Origin of the sequence: Xanthomonas sp. WHRI 8393 (assembly GCF_040203315.1) — a bacterium.
Taxonomy (GTDB): domain Bacteria; phylum Pseudomonadota; class Gammaproteobacteria; order Xanthomonadales; family Xanthomonadaceae; genus Xanthomonas; species Xanthomonas arboricola.
This window is the reverse complement of the sequence record NZ_JBEGGL010000001.1, coordinates 232,552-257,297: the sequence shown is the minus strand read 5'-3', so window position 1 is coordinate 257,297 and position 24,746 is coordinate 232,552. Positions and strand designations below refer to the sequence as shown.

The 24,746-nt window shown below is 67.1% G+C and carries 16 protein-coding genes; 5 read left to right on the top strand and 11 right to left on the bottom strand.

Annotated elements, in window-relative coordinates:
• Positions 1 to 44: 44 nt before the first annotated feature.
• The 4 genes from pelA to ABQ137_RS01025 form a co-directional block, all read right to left on the bottom strand.
• Positions 45 to 1,073 (bottom strand): pectate lyase, encoded by a 1,029-nt coding sequence (gene pelA, locus ABQ137_RS01040; protein WP_349780971.1) that lies wholly within the window; start codon positions 1,071 to 1,073, stop codon positions 45 to 47.
• Complete coding sequence (locus ABQ137_RS01035) at positions 1,073 to 2,050, bottom strand: pectinesterase family protein (RefSeq protein WP_349780970.1); 978 nt, start codon at positions 2,048 to 2,050, stop codon at positions 1,073 to 1,075. Before ABQ137_RS01035 ends, pelA begins: the two co-directional genes overlap by 1 nt.
• A gap of 13 nt (positions 2,051 to 2,063) precedes the next feature.
• A complete protein-coding gene (locus tag ABQ137_RS01030; protein WP_349780969.1) occupies positions 2,064 to 5,264 on the bottom strand; it encodes a TonB-dependent receptor in 3,201 nt (1,066 codons plus the stop codon).
• 245 nt (positions 5,265 to 5,509) lie between these two features.
• The gene (locus tag ABQ137_RS01025; RefSeq protein ID WP_154831170.1) at positions 5,510 to 8,290 is read right to left on the bottom strand and encodes a TonB-dependent receptor; all 2,781 of its coding nucleotides are present in this window, start codon (positions 8,288 to 8,290) and stop codon (positions 5,510 to 5,512) included.
• A 285-nt stretch (positions 8,291 to 8,575) separates the two neighbouring features.
• On the opposite strand from ABQ137_RS01025, the gene ABQ137_RS01020 reads away from it, so the two are divergent.
• On the top strand, positions 8,576 to 9,598 hold the full coding sequence (locus ABQ137_RS01020) for a sugar kinase (RefSeq protein WP_039515512.1): 1,023 nt from the start codon (positions 8,576 to 8,578) through the stop codon (positions 9,596 to 9,598).
• A gap of 169 nt (positions 9,599 to 9,767) precedes the next feature.
• Here the strand turns inward: ABQ137_RS01020 and ABQ137_RS01015 are convergent, their stop codons facing one another.
• Positions 9,768 to 10,055 carry a hypothetical protein gene (locus ABQ137_RS01015; protein WP_184457682.1) on the bottom strand — a complete coding sequence of 96 codons (288 nt, stop codon included), beginning with the start codon at positions 10,053 to 10,055 and terminating at the stop codon, positions 9,768 to 9,770.
• Positions 10,056 to 10,222: 167 nt separating this feature from the next.
• The gene (gene fabV, locus ABQ137_RS01010; RefSeq protein ID WP_349780968.1) at positions 10,223 to 11,431 is read right to left on the bottom strand and encodes an enoyl-ACP reductase FabV; all 1,209 of its coding nucleotides are present in this window, start codon (positions 11,429 to 11,431) and stop codon (positions 10,223 to 10,225) included.
• Between the two features lie 293 nt (positions 11,432 to 11,724).
• On the opposite strand from fabV, the gene ABQ137_RS01005 reads away from it, so the two are divergent.
• Together ABQ137_RS01005 and ABQ137_RS01000 are read left to right on the top strand one after the other, a co-directional pair.
• On the top strand, positions 11,725 to 15,075 hold the full coding sequence (locus ABQ137_RS01005) for an nSTAND1 domain-containing NTPase (RefSeq protein ID WP_349780967.1): 3,351 nt from the start codon (positions 11,725 to 11,727) through the stop codon (positions 15,073 to 15,075).
• A complete protein-coding gene (locus ABQ137_RS01000) occupies positions 15,072 to 15,476 on the top strand; it encodes a hypothetical protein (protein WP_245104096.1) in 405 nt (134 codons plus the stop codon). The genes ABQ137_RS01005 and ABQ137_RS01000 overlap by 4 nt, the downstream gene beginning before the upstream one ends.
• Before the next feature lie 298 nt (positions 15,477 to 15,774).
• Here ABQ137_RS01000 and ABQ137_RS00995 read toward each other — a convergent pair whose 3' ends face one another.
• From ABQ137_RS00995 to ABQ137_RS00985, 3 genes are all read right to left on the bottom strand, one after another.
• Positions 15,775 to 16,233: a hypothetical protein gene (locus ABQ137_RS00995; protein ID WP_349780966.1), complete on the bottom strand. Its 459-nt coding sequence runs from the start codon at positions 16,231 to 16,233 to the stop codon at positions 15,775 to 15,777.
• 572 nt (positions 16,234 to 16,805) lie between these two features.
• Positions 16,806 to 17,438 (bottom strand): response regulator transcription factor, encoded by a 633-nt coding sequence (locus ABQ137_RS00990; RefSeq protein ID WP_024939865.1) that lies wholly within the window; start codon positions 17,436 to 17,438, stop codon positions 16,806 to 16,808.
• Positions 17,435 to 18,634 carry a sensor histidine kinase gene (locus ABQ137_RS00985; RefSeq protein WP_349781491.1) on the bottom strand — a complete coding sequence of 400 codons (1,200 nt, stop codon included), beginning with the start codon at positions 18,632 to 18,634 and terminating at the stop codon, positions 17,435 to 17,437. The genes ABQ137_RS00990 and ABQ137_RS00985 overlap by 4 nt, the downstream gene beginning before the upstream one ends.
• Before the next feature lie 59 nt (positions 18,635 to 18,693).
• Between ABQ137_RS00985 and ABQ137_RS00980 the strand changes: the two genes are divergently transcribed.
• Positions 18,694 to 19,260, top strand: a complete 567-nt coding sequence (locus ABQ137_RS00980; RefSeq protein WP_104544221.1) for a methyltransferase family protein — start codon at positions 18,694 to 18,696, stop codon at positions 19,258 to 19,260.
• Between the two features lie 136 nt (positions 19,261 to 19,396).
• Entirely contained in the window at positions 19,397 to 20,557 is a 1,161-nt protein-coding gene (gene lldD / locus ABQ137_RS00975) for an FMN-dependent L-lactate dehydrogenase LldD (RefSeq protein WP_054591797.1), read from the top strand.
• Positions 20,558 to 20,921: 364 nt separating this feature from the next.
• Here lldD and ligD read toward each other — a convergent pair whose 3' ends face one another.
• Together ligD and ku are read right to left on the bottom strand one after the other, a co-directional pair.
• On the bottom strand, positions 20,922 to 23,699 hold the full coding sequence (ligD, locus tag ABQ137_RS00970) for a DNA ligase D (RefSeq protein ID WP_349780965.1): 2,778 nt from the start codon (positions 23,697 to 23,699) through the stop codon (positions 20,922 to 20,924).
• Between the two features lie 9 nt (positions 23,700 to 23,708).
• Positions 23,709 to 24,668, bottom strand: coding sequence for a non-homologous end joining protein Ku (gene ku, locus ABQ137_RS00965; RefSeq protein WP_047129870.1), 960 nt, complete (start codon positions 24,666 to 24,668; stop codon positions 23,709 to 23,711).
• Positions 24,669 to 24,746 lie beyond the last annotated feature (78 nt).

Below are 24,746 nucleotides of genomic sequence, written 5' to 3'. Positions count from 1 at the left end.
GTAAAACAGCCACCGCGCGCTTGCACGCGGTGGCGACGACGCACTTACAGACCGTTGGCGGTGCGCCACTTGGGAATGTCGTCCTTCAACAGCTTGTCCGGCCAGGTGCCGTGCCAGGCATAACCGACGCGGCGCTCGTTGGGCACCTGCATGTACTCGGTCAAGGCCTTGCCGTCGCGGTTGGCATAGAGCGGGCGTTGATTCTGCAGGTCGTAGAAGCGTGCCCATAGTGACGCACCCGGTTGCGCGACGAGGATCACGTCCTGGCCGGTCTCCTGGGTGGGGTCGTCGATCTTCTTGGTGGCCAGGTCGCGCATGCGGTGGGTGTCGAACCAGCGTGCAGCGGCCTCGACCGCGGTCTTGATCTGCGCGGACGGGTTGGGCTGGCGCATCAGAAAGCGCACGATGCTGACCGACTCGCTGGAGGCCAGCGACGCCAGCTCATACGCGCGTGCCTTGGCCGGCTTGAGCGTGACCTCGTCGTACTGCGCGCCCCAGATGGTGAGCGTGCCGCCGATCCTGACCTGGGTGGCGAGCACGCATTCCAGTCCCTTGGTCACCGCCTGGCGGGCGCGTGCACCGTGGCTGGCACGCAGCAGCGCACCGGTGTCGCCCTTGCCCTCGCTGATGTCCTGCAGCAGGTTGAGCACGCGCACCATCGCGTCGTCGTTGTAGGTGATCTGGTGATGGTAGGACGAAAGGTCCGGGTAGAACTGCGGCCAGCCGCCGTTGGCGTATTGCGCGGTGAGCAGATAGTCCACGCCGCGCTTGGCGGCGGCCACGTACTTGGCGTTCTTCTCGGTCTTGTAGAGCGTGGAGAGATAGCCGATCTCGTAGGTGGTGGCCTTGTTGTCGATGGTGGCGTCGTCCTTGCGCGCGGGTTGCTGCAGCTCGGCGATTTCCGCAGCGGTGAAGGTGCGGTTGTAGTCGACGGCGACGCCCTTGTATTGCTTGGACCAACCGCCGGAGGCGGTCTGCAGCAACAGCATGTTGTCGGCGATCTTGTCGGCCAGTGCGGACAGCGGTGCCAGCAGCAGCGCGGTGGCGAGGGCGAAGGTGGTGAGCTTGCGCATCAGAACGGCCTCCAGGTGCCGAGGATGGTGTTGCGATCCAGCGCGGCGGCTTGCGCAGCAGTGAGCTGGCGCGACCACTTCACGCGGCGCGATGGGTTGGCGCCGGCGCCGGTGCTCTGGTACTCGCTGTAGCGGGCGGTGGCCTCGTTGGCGGTGTTGCCCCAGTTGTTCCAGCCCTCGGGCAGGATGTGCGCGCCGAGCTGGCTGCCGATGAAGCTGACGCTGGCATACGGGCGCCACGGCCGGCCCAGGAACACGCGCGACACGCCGCTGGCAGCGGTGACGCGCGCGTTGCGGAACACGAAGCCGCGTGCGCTTTCCTGTGGGGTGGAGGCGGCGGTGAGATAGCCGTCGCCCAGCGAGTGCAGTTGCACGTTTTCGAACAGCGCGGTGCCGGCGCCGAACACGAAGTCCACGGTGCCTTCGACATAGCAGTCGAGAAAGTAGGACAGCTTGGCGCCGCGCAGGTACAGCGTGTCCTGGTAGCCGAGGAAACGCACGTTGCGGAACGCGGCGCGGTCGCCATCCACACGCACCGCCACCGCCTGCCCGACCGGGCCGGCGTGATTGCCGAAGCTCAGTTGCTCGGCAGTGAAGTCGTTGCCGGCGATGATGACGCTGGACGAGCCGGAGGTGCCGTACTCGGTGCCGGTGGCCGGATTGATGCGTGAGGCGTAGTTGTCGTAGGTGATGACGGTCTGGGTGGCGCCGGCACCGGTGAGCTTGAGCGCCGGTGCGTTGGACGGCACCACGATCAGTTCCTGGTAGGTGCCGGCGCCGATGTTGATCTGCGCGCGCTTGCCGCCCTGCACGGCGGCATCGATGGCGGCCTGCACGGTGCGGTAGCCGGCGCTGCCCTGCTTGGCCACGGTGTAGACCGGGTCGGCGGCAATGGCGGCGTTGCTGCACAGGCCTGCCACGGCCACCAACGCGGTGGCGGCCAACTGACGTAAGACGGTTCTGCGATGCACTTGCATGTCGCTCTCCTGGTCAGAACTTGTAGCGCGCGCCGATGTAGTACTGGCGCCCGGTGACGGTGTACTTGTCGGGCAGTTCCAGCGTGGAATCGACGTAGCGGCGGTCGGGGGTGTCGAGCAGGTTGATGGCCTCGAAGGTCAGCGATAGCTGGTCGTTGAGCTTGTAGGACATGTTGAAATCCACGTTTTCCACGCTGTATTTGCCGGTCACGTCGGCCGTGACCAGGCGCTTGCCATCCAGGTCGTAGACGTCTTCCTGGGCGAGGATGTTGTTGATGTAGCCATCGCGATAACTCGTGGACACGCGCGCACTGAAGCGGCCGTCGTCGTAATAGACGGTGGCGTTGTAGGACTGCGGCGAGAGGTTGAGCAGGTCGCGCTCGGTGGCGGTGGTGGTGATGCTGGTATTGCTGCTGCCGGCGGTACTGAACAGGTAATTGATCTTGGAATCGACCTGGGTGTAGTTGAGCTGCACGCCGAAGTTGCGCCAGAAGCCGGGCAGGAAATCGAAGGCCTGCTGGTAGGTCAGCTCGAAGCCCTTGAGCGGGCCACCGGGCGTGTTGAAGTAGCTCTGCACGTTGAAGATGGTGTCCGGCGTGAAGCCTGCGGGGAGCAGGTCCAGCGAGTAGCCCATCGCTTCCCAGGTGCTGAGCACGCGGGTGCGCTGCACGTAGCTGTCGATGTCCTTGTAGAACACCGCCGCCGACAGCAGCGAGCCTTCGCGGAAATACCACTCGGCGCTGAGGTCGTAGTTGGTGGAGCGGAACGGGTCGAGCTTGGGGTTGCCCAGGTTGATCGAGAAAAAGCGCCCGTCGTCGAAATACTGGGTGGGGCCGCCGCTGACGCTGGGCGACAGGTACGCCAGCGTGGGGCGCGCCATGGTCTTGGCCGCGCCGAAGCGCAGCACCACCTCGTCGCTAACATCCCACGACAGGTTCAACGAGGGCAGGATGTCGCGGTAGTTGTGGTTGACGGTGGTGGGCACCAGCAGGCGCTCGCCGGCCGCGGCGGTGGCGCTGGCCACGCCGAAGAACGACTGGCAGTTGGGCGAAATCGCACCGGCCGCGGTGGCCGTGCACGGCGCATAACCGCTGGCGGCGATCTGCGTCTGCACATAGCGCACGCCCAGGTTGCCGCGCAGCGCGCGGCCCCACAGGTCGGTATTGAAATCGAGTTGCAGGTAGGTGCCCAGGCTCTTTTCGTTGACGGCGAAATTGTTGTTGGACGAGCCGAAGTGGCCGACATCGGCCAGGCGGTAGTCGCCACCGGGCACGCCGGTGTCGCAGTCGCAATTGATGTTGAGCAGGTCGGCGACCTTCTGGAAATCCGGAATCACCCAGGTGGTGGGGAAGCTGCCGTTCAAGCTGCGGCCGAAGCCGTCCAGGTTGGTGCTCAAATCGCCCACGCCCACACCGGCCGGCAGTGCCTGCGCCAGTCGCCCGTAGGAAATGTTGCGCGACTCCGACGTGTCCATGTCGTAGTTCTTGTAGGCCAGCCCGGTGCGGAAGGTGAAGGTGGGGCTGATGTTGAATTCCAGATCCACCTTGGCGGTATCGAAGGTGTTGCCCACCGACTGTGGGTTGAGCCGCACCTCGCTGATGTTGGTGCCGCGCGCGGTGCCGTTGCTGTTGACCGGCACTGCGCCGTAGCCCAACCACTGCCAGTTATTCGGGTTGCCCGCATCGAAGGGGAAACTCATGCTGGGGTAATCGCCGCCACCGCGCCGGTCCAGCACGAAGCCGTCCAGGTTGGTGTTGTCGAAACTCACCATCGAAAACTCGGGGCGTTCGTAGTCCGAGGTCGAGTGGCCGACCAATGCATTGACGCGCACCTGGTCGTTGAAGCGGTGCTGCAGGTCCAGGCTGAACTGCTTGAACTCGGTGGATTCTTCGATGTTGCTGGATTCGGTGCGGAAGTCGACGTTGTCGAACACGCCGTAGGTGAGGCGGTTCTGGTCGTCCACCTGCGCCTCGCGCACGGCGATCTGGGTCTTGCCGCCGAAGTTGGCGGTGCGGTGCAGGTTGGCGCCGACCGAGTCTTCGCGCTGGTCCTTGTCCAGCTTGGAATACAGCATGTCGAAGTTCAGCAGGGTGTCGTCGCTGACCTTGAACTGCAGCGCGCCGGTGACGCCCAGGCGCTTGATCTCGTGGTCGGTGCGGATGTAGCGCGGGTAGCGCGGAATCCAGGCGTTGGTGGCGGTTTCGTAGGCCTGGATGTTCTCCGGCGTATTGGCCGGGCGCGCGATGCCGGTGCCGCAGTTGGTGGCGCTGATGCCGTAGCTGCCCCAGCCATTGTTGCGGTCCTGGTTGGCCTGCGAGCCGACCCCGGCGCGCGTTTCATTGGACAACGGGTTGCGCGGGGTCTGCGGGTTGTAGCCCACCGGCGAACAGAAGCCGTAGGTGCCGTTGCTGGTGGCGGTGCTCTGGTTGGAGTTGCGGTAATTGCCGTGCTCCCAGCGCACCGGGTTGTAGCCCTCTTCGCGCAGGTGGCGCTCGCTATAGGACACCGACATCAGCGCGCCAACGCGGCCATCGGCCCAGATGTTGCTGATCAGGCCGGAAAAGCGCGGGTCCTTTTCGCGCGAGAGATCGTTGTAGCCGTATTGCGTGGACGCGGCCGCTTCGAAGCCGTCGAAGTCGAACGGGCGCGAGCCGCGCAGATCGACCGTGGCACCCAATGAGCCTTCGTCCATCTGCGCCGACTGGGTCTTGCTGATGGTGACGCGGCTGAAGAGTTCGGAGGCAAAGGTATTGAAGTCGAAACCGCGGCTGCGGTTGACGCCATCGCTGCCGCTGCCGGCGGTGGCCAGCGCTTCCAGCCCGTTGATGCGCACGCGGGTGAAGTCCGAACCCAAACCGCGCACGGAGATCTGCTTGCCCTCGCCGCCCTCGCGGTCGATGGAGACGCCGGCGATGCGCTGCATCGATTCGGCCAGGTTCAGATCGGGAAACTTGCCGATGTCTTCGGCATAGATGGCATCCACCTGCTCCACGCTGTAGCGCTTGGCATCCAGCGATTGCTGCAGGCTTTCGCGGTAGGTGGCCTTGACCTGCACGCGGTCCAGGTCCACCGCATCGGTGGGCGTGGCCGGTGGGCCGACGGTTTGCGCGGCAGCGCTCACACCGTGCAAGGCCAGGACGATGGCCACCGACAGACGTGCGGCGGAAAGGCGGACGCCTGCCTCGGCGGCGGGACGACGCAAACGGGCTTGCATGATGCACTCACTCCAATGGCACTGGCTGCAATGACGCGCTCAGCCTCCCCACGGGCCACCGGCGTCGACATGAGCGACCGGCAGCACCGCTGCGCAGCCGTCAGGCGACTGTCCGCTGCGTGGTGCCTGACGCTTCCAACATCACGCCCACCGCGTTGCATGCGTGCAGCAACGGCAACGCATGCGCAGCGATCAGGCGTCGGATCGGGGCCCGCTGCGCGTGTGCGCAGCGGGCAGACAGCGGGTCAGAACTTGTAGCGCAGGCCCAGCAGGTACTGGCGGCCGGTTTCGGCGTACTGCAGCGGCAGCTGGCCGGTCCGCGGCGAGGACACCCATTCGTCGGAGGCTTCGTTGGTGAGGTTGATGCCTTCCAGGCTCAGCTCCAGCTGCTTGCTGATCTTGTAGCGCAGCGAGGCGTCGAGGATGGTGGTGCCGGTCATGCCGTGCACGCCGTCGACGTTGAAGCCGGTTTCCGCACCCGGTGCCTGGGTGAGGTAGTCGTCGCGGTTGGTGGCCGACACGCGCCCGGCGAAGGAGTCGCCTTCGTAGAACAGCGTGGCATTCCACGACGAGCGCGACAGCCCGAGCAGGTCGTTCTTCATCACCGGTGCGCCGCTGCTGGCCAGGTACTGGATCTGCGAATCGACCCAGGTGTAGTTGAGCTGCACGCCCAGGTTGGCCCACTTGCCCGGCAGGAAGGTGAAGGGCTGGGTGTAGTTGGCTTCCACGCCCTTCAATTCGCCGCCCGGGGTATTGAGCGGGATGCTGAAGGCGAAGTCGTCGTTGACGGTGGCGCCAGTGCCCTCCAGCAACGAGGCCGGCAGGCCGCTGCTGGAGTACGGACGCACTTCGCGCGCGGTCTGGATGAAGCTCTCGATGTCCTTATAGAACAGGCCGACACCGAGCATGGCGCCTTCGTTGAAGTACCACTCCAGGCCGAGGTCGACGTTGGTGGCTTCGATCGGGTCCAGGTCCGGGTTGCCGCCGGCCACGGTGCGCGCACCACCGGCCACCGCCACGGTCACGCCGGGGGTGAGGCTGCCCAGGCCCGGGCGGCTCATGACCTTGGCCGCGCCCAGGCGCAGCAGCAGGTCCGGAGCCAGCTCGGCGACCAGGTTGAACGAGGGCAGCGTGTTGTTGTACTTGCGGCCCACGGTGGTCAGCGCCGGTGCGTTGTTGATCAGCGCATAGCCGGTGGACTCCTGCTCGGTGCGCACATAGCGCACGCCGAAGTTGCCCGACAGCGGGATGGAACCCAGGTCGGTGGAGAACTCGCCCATCAACCAGACGCCGCGGTCCTTTTCCTCGACGCTGCGGCTGTTGTTGACGCGCGGCGCCACGGCGAAGGTGCCGCTGTTGCTGTAGATGCCGAACAGGTCGGCCACCGCATCCAGGTTGGGCACCACCCAGCTGGACGGGCTGCCGTTGATGCCCTTGAGTCCGGCCTGTTCGGTCAGATCGGCCGGCACGATGGTGCTGCCGTTGGCGAAGGTGGGCACCGACAGTTCGTTGGCGCGGCGCAGCTCGACCGTGCTGAAGCTGTAGTTTTTGGCCAGCACGCCGCCCTTGAGGCGGAAGCCGGGGCTGATGTTCCAGTTGAAGTCGATCTGGCCGGTGTCGAAGTCGTTGTCCACCGACTGCGGACGCAGACGGATTTCGGCCAGTTCCCAACCGGCGGGGTTGGTCGGGTCGATGCCGTAGTTCAGCACCGGCGCGCGGCTGTTGCCGCGGTAGTCGTAGCTGTACCCGTCGACGTCGTACTTGTCCATGATGATGGTGGTCTGCACCGGGTTCTCGTGCGCAGAGCGCGAGGTGCCGACCCGGGCATTGATGCTGAAGTCGTCGTTGAAACGATGCTCCAGGTCCAGGCTGACCTGGGTGAACTTGGTGTTCCACTCGTCGTGGCGGTTTTCCGAGCGGATATCGACATTGTCGAACTCGCCATAGACCAGCGCGTTGTTGCGGATCTCGCCGTTGCGCACGATGGTGCCCGGCTTGCCGTCGCGCTCCGGCCGGCGCGGGGTGAGCCCGTCGCGGTTGCGGCTGAAGGAGATCGCTTCGATGTAGTGCTCGTCGCGCTTGGCGTCGATCTTGGAATACAGCGCGTCCAGCGACAGCGTGGTGCGGTCGGTGGGCTTCCACTGCAGCGAGCCGGTGACGCCCAGGCGTTCCTGGTCGTGGATCTGCTGGGTGTAGCGCGGGAAGCGCGGGTGGTAGACATCGGCCGAGCGCGCCGCGGCGTACGGCGAGGCGGCACTGAAGTTGCCGTTGCTGGGGCCGTTGGCCCAGCGGCCGGTGTTGGCGCCTTCTTCCAGCACCTCGCGCTCGGTGTAGGCCACCGACAGCAGGGCACCGAAGGTGTTGTCGGCCCAGGTGTTGGCGATCAGCGCGGCCACGCGCGGGTTGGCCTTCTCGGCCATGGCGTTGTAGGCGGCCTGGCCGCTGGCGGCGAAGGTGAAGCCGTTGTAGTCGAACGGGCGCGCGGTGCGCAGGTCGACGGTGGCGCCAAGCGAGCCTTCTTCCACATCGGCCGAGGCGGTCTTGCGCGCGATCAGCTGCGAGAACAGGTCCGAGGCGAACACGTTGAAGTCGAAGCCGCGGCCGCGGTTGGTGCCGCCGCTCTGGTCGCCGGCACCGACGGTGGTGAGCGCTTCCATGCCGTTGATGCGCACCCGGGTGAACTCCGGGCCCAGGCCACGCACCGAGATGGCGCGGCCTTCGCCGGCCTCACGGGTGATCACCACGCCGGGGATGCGCTGCAGCGACTCGGCCAGGTTGAGGTCGGGGAACTTGCCGATGTCCTCGGCGACAATCGCATCGACCACGCCGGCTTCGCCGCGCTTGATGTCCAGGGCCTTTTCCACCGAGGCGCGATAGCCGGTCACCGTGACGGTGTCCAGGTCGACGGCCGGTTCTGCGGGCGCTTGGGTGGTTTCTTGTGCTGCCAGGTGGCCGCTCAGCGCAAGGCCGATCGACAACGCCAGCAAGGTAACCGGTGTCTTCCGGCTGGTGGTCCGAAATTGCATGTCCTCCCCTCCCAAGGGTCCATGAACAACATGAAAGTCTGGTTGTGAGCGGCAATGACACCGCTGGTCAAAACGACGTTACCAGCTGAATCCTCCCGTAACATCTTGCAGCGCAGCAGAAAACGTCACCAAATTTGCCCAAAAGGGGTGCAAGCGGTCACTGCGCGTCGCATCATGGGCCTCGCCCGGCGCGTTTGGCGCCGGCTAGAATGACACCGATGGTCATCCTGACGCGCGACGGTTCCCCCACACCGTGACGCACCATACAGCCGAGGTAATTGCCGCATGAGTCGTGCCCGTATCCTGTGCTTTGGAGAGTTGTTGCTGCGCCTGGGGGCGCCTGGTCACGAGCTGCTGCTGCAGCAGCCGCGGCTGGACGTGCATTGCGGTGGGGCCGAGGCCAATGTCGGCGTGTCGCTGGCGCATTTCGGCCATGACGTGGCCATGGTCAGCACGGTGGCGGACAACCCGCTGGGTGCGGCGGTGCTGGGCGAGTTGCGCCGCCATGACGTGGACACGCGGCATGTGCGGCGGGTGGATGGGCGCATGGGGCTGTACTTCCTGACCACCGGCGCGATCCACCGCCCCAGCGAAGTGGTCTACGACCGCGCCGACTCGGCGTTTGCGCTGGCCCCGGCCGACGCCTACGACTGGCCGGCCCTGCTGGACGGGGTGCAGTGGCTGCATCTGTCCGGGGTCAGCCCGGCCCTGGGTGCGGACGTGGCGCAGGCCACGCTGGCGGCGGCACGCGCGGCGCGCGCGGCCGGAGTCAAGGTCTCGTTCGACGGCAATTACCGGCCCAAGCTATGGCAACGCTGGCAGGGCGATGCGCGCGGCATCCTGCACCAGCTGTTCGCCTGTGCGGACGTGGTCTTTGCCGACTACCGCGACATCGGCGTGGTGCTGGGCGGCGAGTTCCCGCAGGACACGCTAGAAGCGCGTGTGGAAGCGGCCGCGCAGCAGGCCTTTGCCGCATTCCCGCAGCTGCAGCTGATGGCGTGCACGCAGCGCGTGGCGCACAACGTGGACCACCACAGCCTGGGCGCACTGCTGGTGCCGCGCAGTGGTGCGGTGGCGCGCGCGCCCAGCGAGGAGCTGAGCCCGATCATCGACCGCATCGGCGGTGGCGACGCGTTTGCCGCCGGCGTGCTGCACGGCCTGATCGAAGGCTGGTCGCTGGACGACACGGTGCGCTTCGGCCTGGCGGCCGGCTGCCTGAAGCACTCGATTCCCGGCGATTTCAATCCGCTCTCGGTGGCCGATGTGCAGGCCTGCGTGGGGGATGCGCGGTTTGATGTGCGGCGCTGACGCGCTGGGAATCGGGAATCGGGATTGGGGAATCGTAAGAGCTTAAGAGCGCTGGTTTTCGGCGCTCTGTCCAGGCTTGTTGCTAACGGAGCGCGGTGCGCTGAGGGCTGATGCGCGCGTGGGCAGCGGGCAGGTGCTTGCTAGGTGTTGTTCGCTGCGCTCACGCGTTTCAGGCGGGCGCACGGCTGCGGCGTTTGTTGGTGATCCATTTGAAGCCTGCGCTCAGCAGCACCACACACAGCGACGCCGGGACGCTGAAGAACAGCGTGATCAGCAAGGCGTGGTTCCAGGGCGGTGCAGAGCCGTCCCGCATCACCACGGCGCAGACGACGGCCGTGGTGATCAACAGATTGGCGATCGCCTTCAATGACCAGTGCAACCTGACGAAGCGCAGCAACACGGCACAGGCCACGCTGACTACAACGGCCAGCACCAGAAAGGCGATCAGTTTGTCCATTGGGGGCGGGGATTTGGGATTGGCGAGTGGGGATTCGTAACAGCGAGGGCAACCGGCATCGATTGCCGATTGTCCTTGCCGCAATGCATTTGGATCCGCCGAAGATCAGCGGTGCAGTCACCCACCGCGCTTGCAAATCCCAAATCCCGATTCCCGAATCCCTGCTCTCAGCCCAGCTCGATGCAGTCGAACTTCACATCCGTCTCCACATCGGCGTCGTAATCCACATCGTCGCGTTCGAAGCCGAACAGCTTGAGGAACTCGTGCTTGTAGCCGGCGTAGTCGGTGAGCTGGAACAGGTTCTCGGTGGTGACCTGCGGCCACAGCGCCTTGCAGGCGTCCTGCACGTCGTCGCGCAGTTCCCAGTCGTCCAGGCGCAGGCGGTTTTCGGCGTCCACCTCGGCGGGCTGGCCGTCTTCGCGGTACAGGCGCTCGCGGAACAGGCGGTCGAGCTGCTCGATGGTGCCTTCGTGCAGGCCCTTTTCCTTCATGATCTTGTAGACCATGGAGATATACAGCGGCATCACCGGGATTGCGGCGCTGGCCTGGGTGACCACCGACTTGAGCACCGCCACGTTGGCGCTGCCGCCGCGCTTGGCCAGGCGCGCGTTCAACCGCTGCGCGGTGTGGTCCAGATTGACCTTGGCCTTGCCCAGCGCGCCGTGCCAGTAGATCGGCCAGGTGATCTCGGTGCCGATATAGCTGAAGGCCACGCTGCGCGCGCCGTCGGCGAGCACACCGGCGCCTTCCAGCGCGTCGATCCACAGCTCCCAGTCCTGCCCGCCCATCACGGTGACGGTGTCTTCGATCTCCTGCGCGCTGGCCGGCTCGATCGAGGCCTGGATGATGGTGTCCTTGTTGGTGTCGATGGCGGTGGCGGTGTAGGTGTTGCCGATCGGCTTGAGCGCCGAGCGCTTCACTTCACCCGTGCCCGGCAGCTTGCGCACCGGCGAGGCCAGCGAATACACCACCAGGTCGACCTGCCCGCCCATCTCGGTCTTGATCAGCTCGATGACCTTCTCGCGTGCGGCATCGGAAAACGCATCGCCGTTGATCGACTTGCTGTACAGGCCCGCCGCCTTGGCGTGCTTGTCGAACGCCGCGGAGTTGTACCAGCCGGCGGTGCCGGCCTTGCTGGGGCTGCCGGGTTTTTCGAAGAACACGCCGAGCGTGTCGGCACCGAAGCCGAACGCGGCGGTGATGCGCGAGGCCAGGCCGTAGCCGCTGGATGCGCCGATCACCAGCACCTTCTTCGGGCCGTCGTTGCGTACGCCGCGCGCGCGCGTGGCCGCGATCTGCTCGAGCACATTGCGCTCGCAGCCAAGCGGATGCGTGGTGGTGCAGATGAAGCCGCGCACTTTGGGATGGATGATCAACGTGGACTCCTGGTCAGCAAGATGCTGGCGGCATCTTAATCGCTGGCCTGCTGGCGAAACAGCCTGAGGCACACCACACGCCGCTGTATGGCGCTGCGTGAAGCCCGCTTGCAGCGCCTGGCATGCCGCACGACCGGGCATGCATCTTCCGCGCACGGACGCGAACGAACGGCGATCACCATCGATTTCCTGCGTCAGCGCCTGTGCTACTTTTGCGCCTGCCGTGCCGTGCCTGGCCGCGCCTGATGGCGATCGTCGAGGCTCCTCCCACCGTGCGACCGGTATCCGAGCGAATGTCTCTTCGAAGCGAGCGCGTCACGCAGCTGGGCTCGGTCCCGCGGTTTCGGCTTGGGCCCTTGCTGGTCGAGCCGGAACGGCTTGCGCTGATCGACGACGGCCAGACCATCGCGCTGGAACCGCGCATGATGGAAGTGCTGATCGCGCTGGCCGAACGCGCCGGCGAGGTGGTCAGCGCCGAGCAGTTGCTGATCGAGGTGTGGCACGGCAGCTTCTACGGCGACAATCCGGTGCACAAGACCATCGCCCAACTGCGCCGCAAGCTGGGCGACGACAGCCGCCAACCGCGCTACATCGAAACCATCCGCAAGCGCGGATACCGGCTGCTGCCCAAGGTGGTGTTTCCCGACGATTATCGCGGTGCGGTGATGGGCACGCAGGTGTGGGGACACGGCAGCCCGTACGTGGGGCTGCAGGCGTTCGATCCCGCACACGCCGAGGTCTTCTTCGGCCGCAGCCATGCGATTGCGCAGGTGCTGGGCGCGATGCGCGCGCAATTGCACAGCCAGCGCGGGCTGGTGCTGGTGAGCGGTGCCAGCGGCTGCGGCAAGACCTCATTGCTGCGCGCCGGCGTGGTGCCGTTGCTGGCGCAGCCCGGCGGCCTGGATGGCCTGGAAGCCATTGCGGTGGCGTATTGCAACCTGGCGCAATGCCGTGGCGGCGATGTGCTCGACACGCTGGCGCGCGCACTCGGCGACTGGACAGCCGGCGGGCGCGCGGTGTTTTCGCCGGCGCAGATGGCCGCGTTGCCCGAGTGGCTGCAGCGCCCTGCCCCGCTGCATGCGGCCATTGGCGAGGCGATGCGTCAACGCGCACCAGCACGCGACAGCGCGCAGACCCAGCGCCATCTGCTGCTGGTGATCGACCACGCAGAAGCGCTGGTGGCCACGCCCGGGATCACCGATGCCGACCGCGCCGCACTGGCCGCGGCCTTGCAGGCACTGTGCAGCAGCGCGCAGGTGGCGGTGCTGATGCTCACCCGCAGCGATTTCTACCCGCGCCTGATCGACGCATTGCCGCAGATCGTCGAACTCAAACGCGGCGACGGGCACGTGGATCTGCTGGCGCCGCGCGATGGCGAGATCGGCCAGATCATCCGCGTGCCGGCGGCCATGGCCGGGCTGCGTTTCGAAGAGGACCGCGACAGCGCCAGCCGGCTGGACGATGTGCTGCGCGATGCCACCGCGCGCCAGCCCGATGCCTTGCCGTTGCTGCAGCATCTGTTGCATGCCTTGCACGCGCAACGCAGCGACGACGGGCTGCTGACCTTTGCCGCCTACCGCGCATTGGGCGGGCTGGAAGGCGCATTGGCGCACCATGCCGAACACACCTTCCGTGCCCTGCCGGCTGCCGCACAGGCGGCATTGGGCGAGGTGCTGAGCTTGCTGAGCGTGATCCATCCCGACAGCGATGCGGTGACCGCGCGGCGTGCGCTGTGGTCGGCCCTGCCGGCGCATGGCGCAGCGCGCGTGGTGGTGGATGCCTTCGTGCAGGCGCGCCTGTTCGTCAGCGAGCTGGTGGCCGGCGAGCCGGGGTTTGCGGTTGCGCACGAGGCCTTGCTGCGGCAATGGCCGCGCGCGGCCGAGTGGATCCACGAAAACCGCCGTCTGCTGCAGGCACGCAAGCGGCTGCAGCTTGCCGCACAGCGCTGGGCTGCCGAAGGCCGGCGCAGCGATCACCTGCTCAACAGCGGCCGCCCGTTGAGCGAAGCGCGCGAGGCGGCGCGGCGCATGCCGCAGGATCTGGATGCGCTGGATCACGCGTTCCTGCATGCCTGCGAGCGCTCGCAACGGCGACGCCGCGGCCTGTACGCAGCGGCGGCAACCTTGCTGGTGGTGCTGGCAAGCGCCTCGATGCTGCTGGGTTGGCAAGCGCGGCAAGCGCAGCAGGTGGCCGAACAACGGCGCGACCAGGCGCAGCAACTGGTGAGCTACATGCTGGGCGACCTGGCCGAACAACTGCGCACCGTGGGCAACCTCAAGCTGCTCGACAGCGTAGGCAGCCGCGCGCTGCGCTATCTGGAAGACCTGCCCAGCGCGAGCATGCAGCCAGGCGATCTGATCAACCACGCCCGTGCGCTGCGCACCACCGGCGAGGTGCTGATGAACCAGGGCAAGCTGGACGAGGCGCAGGCGGCATTCACGCGTGCCGCCGCCACTGCCGAGCAGGCGCGTGCGCGTGCGCCGGCGTCCCTGGAGGCGCATGCCGAAACCGGGCAGACCGCGTATTGGCTGGGCGATCTTGCCTACCGGAGCAAGCAGTTGCCTGTGGCGCAGCGCTACTGGTCGCAGTACCTGGCCGCCTGCGAACACCTGGTGCGCGCCGCGCCGCAGGATCCGCACTGGCAACTGGAACTGTCCTACGCCCTCAACAACCTCGGCACGCTGGCCAAGGAACAGGGACGGACCGGTGCGGCAATCGGCTTGTTTGCACGCTCGATCGCCCTCAAGCGCCAGTTGCTGGCGCGCACGCCGGACAACGCAGCGCTGCGCTACGAACTGGTCGACAGCCTGTCCTGGCTGAGTCTGACGCAGGAAATGCAGGGCTCGCTGGCCCCCGCCGAGCAGGGTTACCGCGAGCAGATCGCCATGCTGCGCACGCTGGTCGACCACGATCCCGACGCGCATGCCTGGCGCAGGCGTCTGGCCGGCTCGCTGATCCGCGTCTCCAACCTGGCACTGGCGCGCGGCCAGCTGCACCAGGCGCAGACCGATGCGCAGGACAGCCTGCGCATGCTGCAGGCGCTGGTGGCCTTGCAGCCGGACAATGTCGCCTGGCGCCGCGATCTGGCGCATGCCGACGCCCAGGTTGGCTGGATGGCCGCGCTGGACGGGCAGCCCGAACTGGCGGTGCGGCACCTCGAGCGCGCCCGCCAGACCATGGCCGGGTTGCTGACACAGGCGCAACCGCTGCCGGAGTGGCAATGGCTGGACGCCATCATCGCGCTGCGCCTTGAGCGCGTGCAGCGCACGCGTGCGGGCAACCACGCCGATGGCTTGGCGCCGATCGTTGCGCAACTGGATGCCCTGCACCGCGCCAGGCCCGACGATCTGCTCGGCCTGGCGGCCCTGGCCCAGGCGCTGGTCTGGCAGGGCGAACAACAGGCCGCCGCCGGCGACGCGGCCGGCGCACGCGCGGCGTGGCAGCGCGCGGTGGCGGTGTTGGGCAAGGACATCGGCAACAGCCGCGACAAGAACCTGCTGGACCCCTGGATTCGCGCACAGGTGCATCTGGGCCAGCGCAGCGCCGTTACGCAACAGCTCGGATGGCTGTATCACGCGGGCTACCGCCACCCGGGATTCGTCTCCCTCTATGCCCCGCTTTTCAAGGAACAGGACAGCTCATGACGGACTTCAAGATCAAGCTTACGGTGGCGCGGGTGGGATTCGGCGGCAACACCGGTGCCGGCGAGTATTTCTACAGCTTCGCCCCGGACCTGCTGATTGTGGACAAGCACGACAAGGCATCGACGCTGCTCTATTACTTCGATGAAGACGTCGTCCCCCGGCATTTCAAGATCAGGAGCCTGCTGAGTTCCGATGCCTTGAAACAGATCGGGCAACCCACGATCAGCCCCGACGGCCGCAGCGTGCAGGTCACCAATGCCAATAGCGTCCCGACCCTGATCTTCCTGACCATCATCGTCGAGGACGAAAGCCGGAAGGACAAGAAGACCTGGTTCAGCTGTGATCCCCAGGTGGGCAACGATCCGCAGATCAACCCGCAGGAAACCCCGCCCCTGCCGTAAACCCTGCGTCGACACCTGCCTGGCGGCTCGCCGCCAGGCGGTGCGTTGATGCAGTGCGTTGGCGCGGCGTAGCGTGCGCATGCACGGGACTTGGGCCAGCGATGGCCAAGCCACTGCCGCAGGTACCTAAGGTCGACCTGCACACTGGACCAGTTGCCACGGAGGAGACTCCTGGCGGTCGCGATATATCTCGCTGCGAGCTGGCTGGCGTGCGCGTTGCCGGGCGCTCCGGCCAACCGTAGATGGCGGCAGGCAGGCCTGCCGCGGTGTCGCCCGCGTCGCCTGGCGACGTTCTTACTTATCCCACACAGTCCCGCGCGCGCGGCTGGATGCCGGCCGGCGCGTCCGCCAGGCCGGTAGTGCAGTGCGGCGCCACTGGGTGCAGCCGGTCATCGCGCTCGGAGCCGTTGCTGAAAGCCACCTTGAACTGGCCGCGGCTAGACCACGCGCCGGGCATGCCGGTGCCGATGCGATGGGTGCTGCCAACGCCGCGCCCTGCCCATGACCGACAGGCCGGGCCCGGGCTGCAACCGCCCTGGTCGGTATGGGCGGACAAGCTGTCGCAGGTTCGGGCCGCCGCGCCCTGCGCGGTCAGCTCGCAAAGCGCCACGCCGACGCGCAGGTCGCGCTCGGTTGGCGGCTGGGTGTGCAGCGCGGCCTGGAACCAGGCGATCGGCAAGTCGGCCTGGGTGGGCGCCGCCCAGGCGCTGGTGGACAGCACGACGATCAACACGAACAGATACCGGACCAGGCGCATGACGGACTCCGCAGCGGACCGGAGCGCGGCGCGTCCCCGAGCGACCTCGGTGGCCGCCGGACGACCTTCCCGCCTGGCCGCCCACACGACCTGACGGCAACCTTACGGTTGCTACCCAATCCTGCCGAAGCCGGCAAATTCCTTATGAAACAATGGCATGCAATCTAGGGAGACAGCGTCATCCACCATGGTGGCGATGTGTCCAAGCGTTGCGCCAGTTCCCGCATGCGGCAGTGGCAGCGCTCTAGAGCCACCGCCCTTCGGCTGGGAGGACCGCCCTTCGACTGGGAGGAATGGGCCAACGCCAGCACCAACAACAGTGAGCTCGGTCAGCGAGGGGCAGACGCCAAACGCTCCGGGCTGACCGCCGGCTCTTCCTTCTCCCTGCGAGAGAAGGTGCCCCGCAGGGGCGGATGAGGGTACGGGCGAAGCCTCGTGGCATCTCATTCCAGGAGCGACTTCGCCCCCCGTACCCTCACCCCAACCCCCACCTCCCGCTCCTGCGATTCCCGATTCCCGATTCCTGAGTCCGCTCTGACCAATCCCCAATCCCGACTCCCCAATCCCCACCCTCAAATCACCCGCAACGTGATCGCCTTCAACACCGCCCTTGTGCGGTCGCGGGTGCCGAGCTTTTCCAGAATGGTGGAGACGTAGTTCTTCACCGTGCCTTCGGCCAGGAACAGGGTGCGGGCGATCTCCTTGTTGGAATAGCCGCCGGCGAGCAGGCGCAGGATCGCCACCTCGCGCTCGCTGAAGGTCTCGCGCGGGGGCTGCTGGTCGCGGAACTGGTAGCGCGCCCGCACCGGGTCGGTGCTGACCGGCTGCAGCAGGGTCTCGCCGTGGGCCACCCGCTCGATCGCCTCGCGCAGGTCTTCCGGGGCGGCGTCCTTGAGCAGGAAGCCCTGCGCGCCGGCTTCGGTGGCGCGCAGCAGCAGGTCGCTGTCGTCGAAGGTGGTCAGCAGCAGCACCGGGGTGCGGTCGCCACGGGCGCGCAGTTGCTGCAGCGCCTGGATGCCGTCCACGCCGGGCATGCGGATATCGCTGAGCACCACGTCCACCGTGGTGCTGACCAGCGCGTCCAGCAGGCCCTGGCCGTCGTCGGCCTCGCAGACCACCTCCACGCCCTGTTGCTGCAACAGCGCGCGCAGGCCGGCGCGGACCAGGATCTGGTCGTCGGCCAGCGCGATGCGATGTGCACTCATGCCGGTAGCCTCGCCATCAGGTGCATGCCGCCAGTGGGCGTGCGGCCAAGCTCAAGCTGCCCGTGCAGGGCGGCCAGGCGTTCGCGCATGCCGGTGATGCCGTTGCCTTCGCGGATGCGCTCGGCGCGGCGGCCATCGTCGCAGATGTCCACCTGCAGCTGCGCATCCACGCACTGCAGGTGCACCGCGACCTCGTTGGCGTCGGCATGCCGCACCGCGTTGGTCAGCGCCTCCTGCACCAGCCGCAACAGCAGTTCGGCCACGCGGGCATCGGTGATGCGCACGGCCGGGTCGATCTGCAGGCGCAGCGCCGGGCGCGGGAACGGTGCGGCCAGCGCGCGCAAGGCGGTCTGCAGGTCCAGGCCCTGATCGTCGCGCAGCGACTGCACCACGTTGCGGATGTCCGACAGCAGTTCGGCCGACAGCTGCTCCACCACCGCGACCTCGTCGCGCCGCGCCAACGCCGGGTCGGCACCGAGCAGGCGCAGGTTGATGCGCATGGCGGTGAGCTTGTGCCCGGCCACGTCGTGCAGCTCGCGCGCCAGGCGCAGGCGCTCGGCATCGCGCGCGCTGTCGGCCAGCAGCGCGCGGGTGGCCAGCAGGTCGGCATTGACGTAGGCCAGCGCATCGCGTGCACGCTCGGCGCTGCGCGCGTAATGCGCGGTCAGCGCGGCGAAGGCCTGGAAACCGGCATAGATGCCGACGATCAACCACGGGCGCTCGAACCCGGCCTGCACCAGCAGCGCATACATGCCCGCGTTCAATGCCAGCGCCAGCAACAGCACGCGCACCGGCGGCCAGGTCATGCCCGCCTGCGCGACCAGCATGACCAGCAGCACCGGGGCGGTGCCGGCACGCGGCTCCATCCACACCAGCAGCAAGGCCAGGACCGCCTGCAGCAGCGTGGCGGCAGTGCGCAAGGCATGCAGCGACGGCAACACGGTGTGCAGCAGGAACAAGGCGGTGAAGCCGGTCAGCACGCCCCAGCGCCAGGCGCCCTGCGGTGACGCATCGGGCATGAACGACAACGCCACCGCCGCAATGGTGAACGCACCGGCCAGCCGCAGCGGATGCGAGAGATGACTCAGGGAAGAATGCATGCGGCGATGCTGACGGCCGCGCGGCCACTCGGCAATGGTGCGCGTGCAGAAAGTGACTTCCGGCAGGTGCGATCGATGACCTGCGGCCCCTGCGATCCATACGGCGCGTGCACACACTGGCATCACCAGCCCACCCATCGCTACGGAGTCACGCCATGTCCGCTTCCAGTCTGTTTCTTGCGCTCAATCTGTTATGGGGCGGCTACGAACTGCTGCTCAGTCGCCGCCGCCGTGCCGGCGACGGTGGCGCGCACGATCAAGGCACCCTGCAACACCTGTGGCGCGTGTTGTCTGCGGCGGTGGCCGTTGCGGTGGCACTGGCCTACAGCGGCCTGGCCCACTGGCCGCAGGGTTGGGGCGCGCCGCTGCAATGGGCCGGCTGCGCCTTGATCGGCAGCGGGCTGGCGCTGCGCGTGTGGGCCATCCAGGTACTGGCGCGCTGGTTCACGGTGGATGTGACCATCCAGCCCGATCACCAGCTGGTGCGCAGCGGCCCGTATCGCTGGCTGCGCCATCCCTCCTATACCGGCGCGCTGATGGCCTTTTACGGGCTGGCGCTTGGCATGGGCAATGCGTTGTCGGTGGCGGCGATCGTGGTGCCGGTGACCTGGGTCTTTCTGCACCGCATCCGTATCGAAGAGGCCGCATTGCAGCGTGCCTTTCCGCTGGCTTACCCGGCTTATGCAGCGCAGAGCCGGCGCTTGCTGCCGCTGGTGTGGTGAGAGTTGATAAGGCAGCGGCGCAGCACCACTGCGCTGGGCCTTGCCGGGCTTGCGTCCTGCAGATCGCGCAGCGGTCCACCGGCCACACCGATGGTCTTACACTCAGCGGCTACCCCGCCGCTGCCGTTCGTCTTCGATGATCATTTCCGCCGCTTCCGACTACCGTGCCGCCGCGCAGGCGCGCCTGCCGCCGTTCCTGTTCCACTACATCGATGGCGGGGCGTACGCCGAGCACACCTTGCGGCGCAATGTCGCGGATCTGGCCGATATCGCGCTGCGCCAGCGGGTGCTGCGCAACATGGCGGACCTGAGCCTGGGCACCGAGCTGTTCGGCGAGACGCTGGCGATGCCGGTGGCGTTGGCGCCGGTCGGGCTGACCGGCATGTATGCGCGGCGAGGCGAAGTGCAGGCCGCGCGCGCGGCGGCCGCGCGCGGGATCCCGTTTACGTTGTCCACAGTGTCGGTGTGCCCGATCGAGGAAGTGGCGCCGGCGATCACGCGGCCGATGTGGTTCCAGCTGTACGTGCTCAAGGACCGCGGCTTCATGCGCAACGCGCTGGAGCGCGCCAAGGCGGCCGGGGTGACCACGCTGGTGTTCACCGTGGACATGCCCACGCCGGGCGCGCGCTACCGCGATGCGCACTCGGGCATGAGCGGGCCCAACGCGTCGCTGCGGCGCATGCTGCAGGCGGTGACGCATCCGCGCTGGGCCTGGGACGTGGGCCTGCTGGGTCGCCCGCACGATCTGGGCAATATCTCGACCTACCGCGGCAGCCCGACCGGCCTGCAGGACTATATCGGCTGGCTGGGCGCCAACTTCGACCCGTCCATCGCCTGGAAAGACCTGGAATGGATCCGCGAGTTCTGGACCGGGCCGATGGTGATCAAGGGCATCCTGGACCCGGACGATGCGCGCGATGCGGTGCGCTTCGGCGCCGACGGCATCGTGGTGTCCAACCATGGCGGCCGCCAGCTCGACGGCGTGCTGTCCAGCGCGCGCGCATTGCCGGCCATTGCCGATGCGGTGAAGGGGCAGCTGAAGATCCTGGCCGACTCGGGCATCCGCAGCGGCCTGGACGTGGTGCGCATGCTGGCGCTGGGCGCCGATGCGGTGCTGCTGGGGCGCGCGTTCGTCTATGCGCTGGCGGCCGGTGGCCAGGCAGGCGTGGAGAATCTGCTGACCCTGATCGAGCGCGAGATGCGCGTGGCGATGACCCTGACCGGCACCCATTCGATTGCCGAGATCAGCAGCGATGCGTTGAGCCGGGTGACGCGGGAGAACGCGGTCTCGCCTTGATGGGATTCGGGATTCGGGATTCGGGATTTGGGATGCGTTGGTAGCTGAGAGCGGGTGATCTGCGACTTGGCTGCAGGGCCCTTGCCCGCCCACCCTCGCAGGACACGCCGCAAGGACGTCCGTGTAGGCGCTTACGCGGCATCCATGCCGCGTAAGGTCCCGCGACGGTGGGCGGGCAAGGACCTGTCGAGATGGTCGGTGTGCTTGGTCAGGCTGTGTGCGTGATGCGTATCTGATCGCATAAGCGAGCAGTCGTCGGGTCGGTGCGGGCTGCGCGCAGGACCCGCGATGTACGCGTTACATGCCGGCTCCGAGCATCGACCGCGCCCGCCTGGTGGCGGCGCAGTCGTCTTGTGGGCTGCTCTTAGTGGTTGTCGTCGCCGGTGGGCAAGTATTGCTGCAACGCCAGCACCGATTCCCAGGGATCTGCACGCTGACGCCTGGCCCGTTGCAGTGCCTTGTCCATCGGGAAGGCGTCCGGGCCGCTGATCTTGCCGAGTTCTTCCCAGCGCAGCGGCACGGCGACGGTGGCCTTTTCGCGCGCACGCAGCGACCACGAACACACGCTGGTATTGCCGCGCCCGTTGCGCAGCCAGTCGACGAAGATCACGCCGTGGCGCTTGGCCTTGCTCATGGTGGCCACGTAACGGTCCGGGGCGTGCGTGGCCAGTGCCTGGGCGAAGGCCTCGCAGAAATCACGCGCCTGTTCCCAGTCCGCTTCCGGCACGATCGGCACCACCACGTGCAGGCCCTTGCCGCCGGACAGGCGCACCGCGCTCTCCAGGCCGGCACTGCGCAGCTTGGCGCGGATGTCGCGCGCGGCCGCCACCACGTCGGCCCAGGACACCCCGTCGCCGGGGTCCAGGTCGAACACCAGCCGGTCCGGATGCTCCGCATCGTCGACCTGCGCGCCCCAGGGATGCAGCTCCAGCGTGTTCATCTGCACCAGCTCAAGCAGGCCGGCGGCATCTTCGACGTAGATGTAGTCCTCGGTGCCGCTCTTCTGCTGCAGCGGAATCGCCTTGATATGCGTGCCCAGGTGGCGGCCTTCGTGCTTCTGGAAGAAACAGTCGCCACCGGCACCATCGGGGCAGCGCAGCAGCGACAAGGGACGGCGTGCGATCTCTGCCAGCACCAGCGGCGCCACTGCGCGGTAGTAGTCGGCCACATCGCCCTTGCTGATGCCCGCTGCGGGAAACACCACCCGCTCGGGATGGGTGATGGTGATGCCGTCCGTCGACGTGGCGGTGGATTTGGACGTAGTGGATCTGGATGCAGTGGACTTTGATGTGGTGGATTTGGAGGCCGCGGACGTGGACGCTGCAGCCTTTCTGGATGTCGTGGTCGCAGTCCTCTTCGATGCAATCGACCGCACGCGCTTGCTGGCGGTGCTGGTGGAGGCGTCGACCGTCGTTTTGGATGTTTTCTTCGTCGCCGCCTTGGGCGCAGGTGCGGCGGTCGCTGTCGCAGCACTGCCTTTACCTGCAGCACGCGCCTGGCCCGGCGCGGCGCGGTCGCCGCCCAACTCGCTCATGGGTTTGTCCTCGCGCAGACGCTTGAACGCGGCCTGCCGCAGCAGGCCTTCCTTCGCCCAGCCGCGGAAGGCGACCTCGGCGATCAAGACCGGCCGTACCCAATGCACATCGCGTGGCCGCCCCGGGATATGCGTCGGCAATTCCAGCGTGGCGGTGTCGCTATGCAGCGCCTGCAACAGCGCGGTGATCTTGCCGAGCAAGGCATCGTCGAAGCCGGTGCCCACACGCCCGACGTAACGCAGCGTCTTGCCCTCGCGCTGCGCCATCAGCAAGGCGCCGAAGCCGCTGCGCGCGCCCTTCGGGTCGGTGTAGCCCACCACCACGAACTCGTCGCTGTCTTCGTGCTTGGTCTTGACCCAATCGGCGCTGCGCCCTTCGCGATACCGCGCATCGGCGAGTTTGCTGACGATGCCTTCCCAGCCGGTGCCGGCGCTGGCCGCAAAGACCTCCGGGCCGTGGCCGATCACATGGTCGCTAAACGCCAGCGTGCCCGGCACATCGCCCAGCAAATCGTGCAGCAACTGCTTGCGTTGCAGCAGCGGGGTATCGCGCAGATCCACCCCGGCCACGCCGAGCAGGTCGAACACGATGTAGCGCAGCGGTTGCGTGACGCTGCCATCGAGCGCGCGTTGCAATGCCGAAAAATCGCTGCGCCCTTGCGCGTCCAGCACCACCAGCTCGCCATCCAGGCGCGCATCGCGCACCGGCAGGGCCTGCACTGCGCGCACCACGTCCGGGAAGCGCTGTGTCCAGGCCTGGTCGTTGCGCGAGCGCAGCTGCACCTGGCCATCGACCATGTCGGCCAGCAGGCGGTAGCCGTCCCACTTGATCTCGTGCAACCAGCGCTCGCCATCCGGCGCCTGCTCGCGCAGCAAGGTCAGTTGCGCGCGCAGCTCGGTTGGGCATGGCGCATCGCGCGCGCCGTCCAGCGCCAGGGCGCGGGTACGCCATTGCCTGGCGTCCGCACGCGCCGGGCGCGCGCGTTTGCCGGCTGCAGTTGTCTCGGCGCTCGCCGTTGCTGCCGGCGCACGCCGCGCCCGGCTAGCCTTGGCACGGGTTGCCGGCGCCACTGCAGCCGATGCGCCAGCGGCCTGCTGCGCCACCAGCGCATCGGCATCCAGATCTGCGGCGTGCGCATCGCTGCGCTTGAACAGCAGCCATTGCGGTTTGCCGCCGCGCATCTGCGTGCGCACCAATGCAAAACCGCCGCGCAGCAACTTGCCCTGTAGTTCGAACTCCAGCTTGCCGGCTTCCAGTGCCGCCAACGCATCGCCTTCGCACTGCCAATGCCCGTGGTCGAACACGTCCACATGCCCGGCGCCGTAATGGCCCTGCGGAATATCACCCTGGAAGCTGGCGTACGACAGCGGGTGGTCCTCCACCTGAACCGCCAGGCGCTTTTCGCCCACGCGCAACGATGGGCCCTTCGGCACGGCCCAACTCTTGAGCACGCCGTCGGCTTCCAGACGGAAGTCGTAATGGCGCGAGCTGGCGTGGTGCAACTGCACGACAAAGATCGGCTGCTTGCTGGCGCGCGCCGGCGTGTCGCCGGCCGGCTCCGGGGTCTGGTCGAAGCGGCGCTTGGCGTTGTAATCGTGCAATGACATGGGCGGGGCCTAGCCGGCCTTGCGGCGCGGCGCCGCCTTGCTGGCGGTGGTCTTGGTGGCCTTGGTGGCCTTGGCCGCGGTCTTCTTGGTGGCCTTCTTGGCCACTTTCTTGGTGGCGGTCTTTTTGGCCGACCCCGTCGCCGGCGCGCTGCTCTTCTTGGCCGGCGTGCGCGTATTGGCCTGCAGGCTCTTCTGCAGCAGCGACATGAAGTCGACCACATTGGTGCTGGCGTCTTCGTGCTGCGGTGGCTCGACATCCACGGTGGTGGTGCCGCCCTTGGCCTGGATGCGCTTGCGCAGGATCTGCTCGAGCTTGCCGCGGAACTCGTCGTGGTAATCCTCCGGCTGCCAGGTGCCGGACATCGACTCGATCAGCTGCTTGGCCATCTCCTGTTCCTTGGGCGTGATGCGGTACTCGCCCACCGCGCCGGCCGGCAGCTTGAAGTCCTGCGGGTCCACCACTTCCTGCTGGTAGCGCAGCAGCAGCAGGATCAACGCATCGCCCTGCGGCATCACCGCAGCCAGGTATTCGCGCGTGCGGATGACCACCTTGGCAATGCCCACCTTGCCGGTATCGCGCAGCGTCTCGCGCAGCAACACATAGCCTTTTTCGGCCTTCTTGCCCGGCACCAGGATGTAAGGCTTTTCGAAATAACGCGGGTCGATATCGGCGGCGTCGACAAAGGTTTCCACTTCCACCGTCTCGTGGCTTTCCGGCGAGGCCGAGCGGATGTCCTGCTCTTCGACGATGACATAGCTGCCCTTGTCGTACTCGAACGCCTTGACGATCTCCTTCCACGGCACCTCATCGCCGGTGTCGGCGTTGACGCGCTCGAAGCGGATCGGCTTCTTGTCGCGCGAATCGAGCATGCGGAAATGCAGATCCACCTTGCGCTCGCCCGACATCAACGACACCGGCACATTGAGCAAGCCGAACGAGAGCGTTCCGGTCCAGATCGGTCGTGCCATCGGCGTGTGACTCCGGGTGTTGTGTGAGTTGACCCATAGCTGTAGCGCGGCCACCGTGATCCATGCGTGAGCCGTGCG

Excerpts from the sequence above, each read along its gene's own strand:
- pelA (WP_349780971.1), bottom strand. The coding sequence starts at position 1,073 with ATGCGCAAGCTCACCACCTTCGCCCTCGCCACCGCGCTGCTGCTGGCA.
- ABQ137_RS01035 (WP_349780970.1), bottom strand. The coding sequence starts at position 2,050 with ATGCAAGTGCATCGCAGAACCGTCTTACGTCAGTTGGCCGCCACCGCG.
- ABQ137_RS01030 (WP_349780969.1), bottom strand. The coding sequence starts at position 5,264 with ATGCAAGCCCGTTTGCGTCGTCCCGCCGCCGAGGCAGGCGTCCGCCTT.
- ABQ137_RS01025 (WP_154831170.1), bottom strand. The coding sequence starts at position 8,290 with ATGCAATTTCGGACCACCAGCCGGAAGACACCGGTTACCTTGCTGGCG.
- ABQ137_RS01020 (WP_039515512.1), top strand. The coding sequence starts at position 8,576 with ATGAGTCGTGCCCGTATCCTGTGCTTTGGAGAGTTGTTGCTGCGCCTG.
- ABQ137_RS01015 (WP_184457682.1), bottom strand. The coding sequence starts at position 10,055 with ATGGACAAACTGATCGCCTTTCTGGTGCTGGCCGTTGTAGTCAGCGTG.
- ABQ137_RS01005 (WP_349780967.1), top strand. The coding sequence starts at position 11,725 with ATGTCTCTTCGAAGCGAGCGCGTCACGCAGCTGGGCTCGGTCCCGCGG.
- ABQ137_RS01000 (WP_245104096.1), top strand. The coding sequence starts at position 15,072 with ATGACGGACTTCAAGATCAAGCTTACGGTGGCGCGGGTGGGATTCGGC.
- ABQ137_RS00995 (WP_349780966.1), bottom strand. The coding sequence starts at position 16,233 with ATGCGCCTGGTCCGGTATCTGTTCGTGTTGATCGTCGTGCTGTCCACC.
- ABQ137_RS00990 (WP_024939865.1), bottom strand. The coding sequence starts at position 17,438 with ATGAGTGCACATCGCATCGCGCTGGCCGACGACCAGATCCTGGTCCGC.
- ABQ137_RS00980 (WP_104544221.1), top strand. The coding sequence starts at position 18,694 with ATGTCCGCTTCCAGTCTGTTTCTTGCGCTCAATCTGTTATGGGGCGGC.
- lldD (WP_054591797.1), top strand. The coding sequence starts at position 19,397 with ATGATCATTTCCGCCGCTTCCGACTACCGTGCCGCCGCGCAGGCGCGC.
- ligD (WP_349780965.1), bottom strand. The coding sequence starts at position 23,699 with ATGTCATTGCACGATTACAACGCCAAGCGCCGCTTCGACCAGACCCCG.
- ku (WP_047129870.1), bottom strand. The coding sequence starts at position 24,668 with ATGGCACGACCGATCTGGACCGGAACGCTCTCGTTCGGCTTGCTCAAT.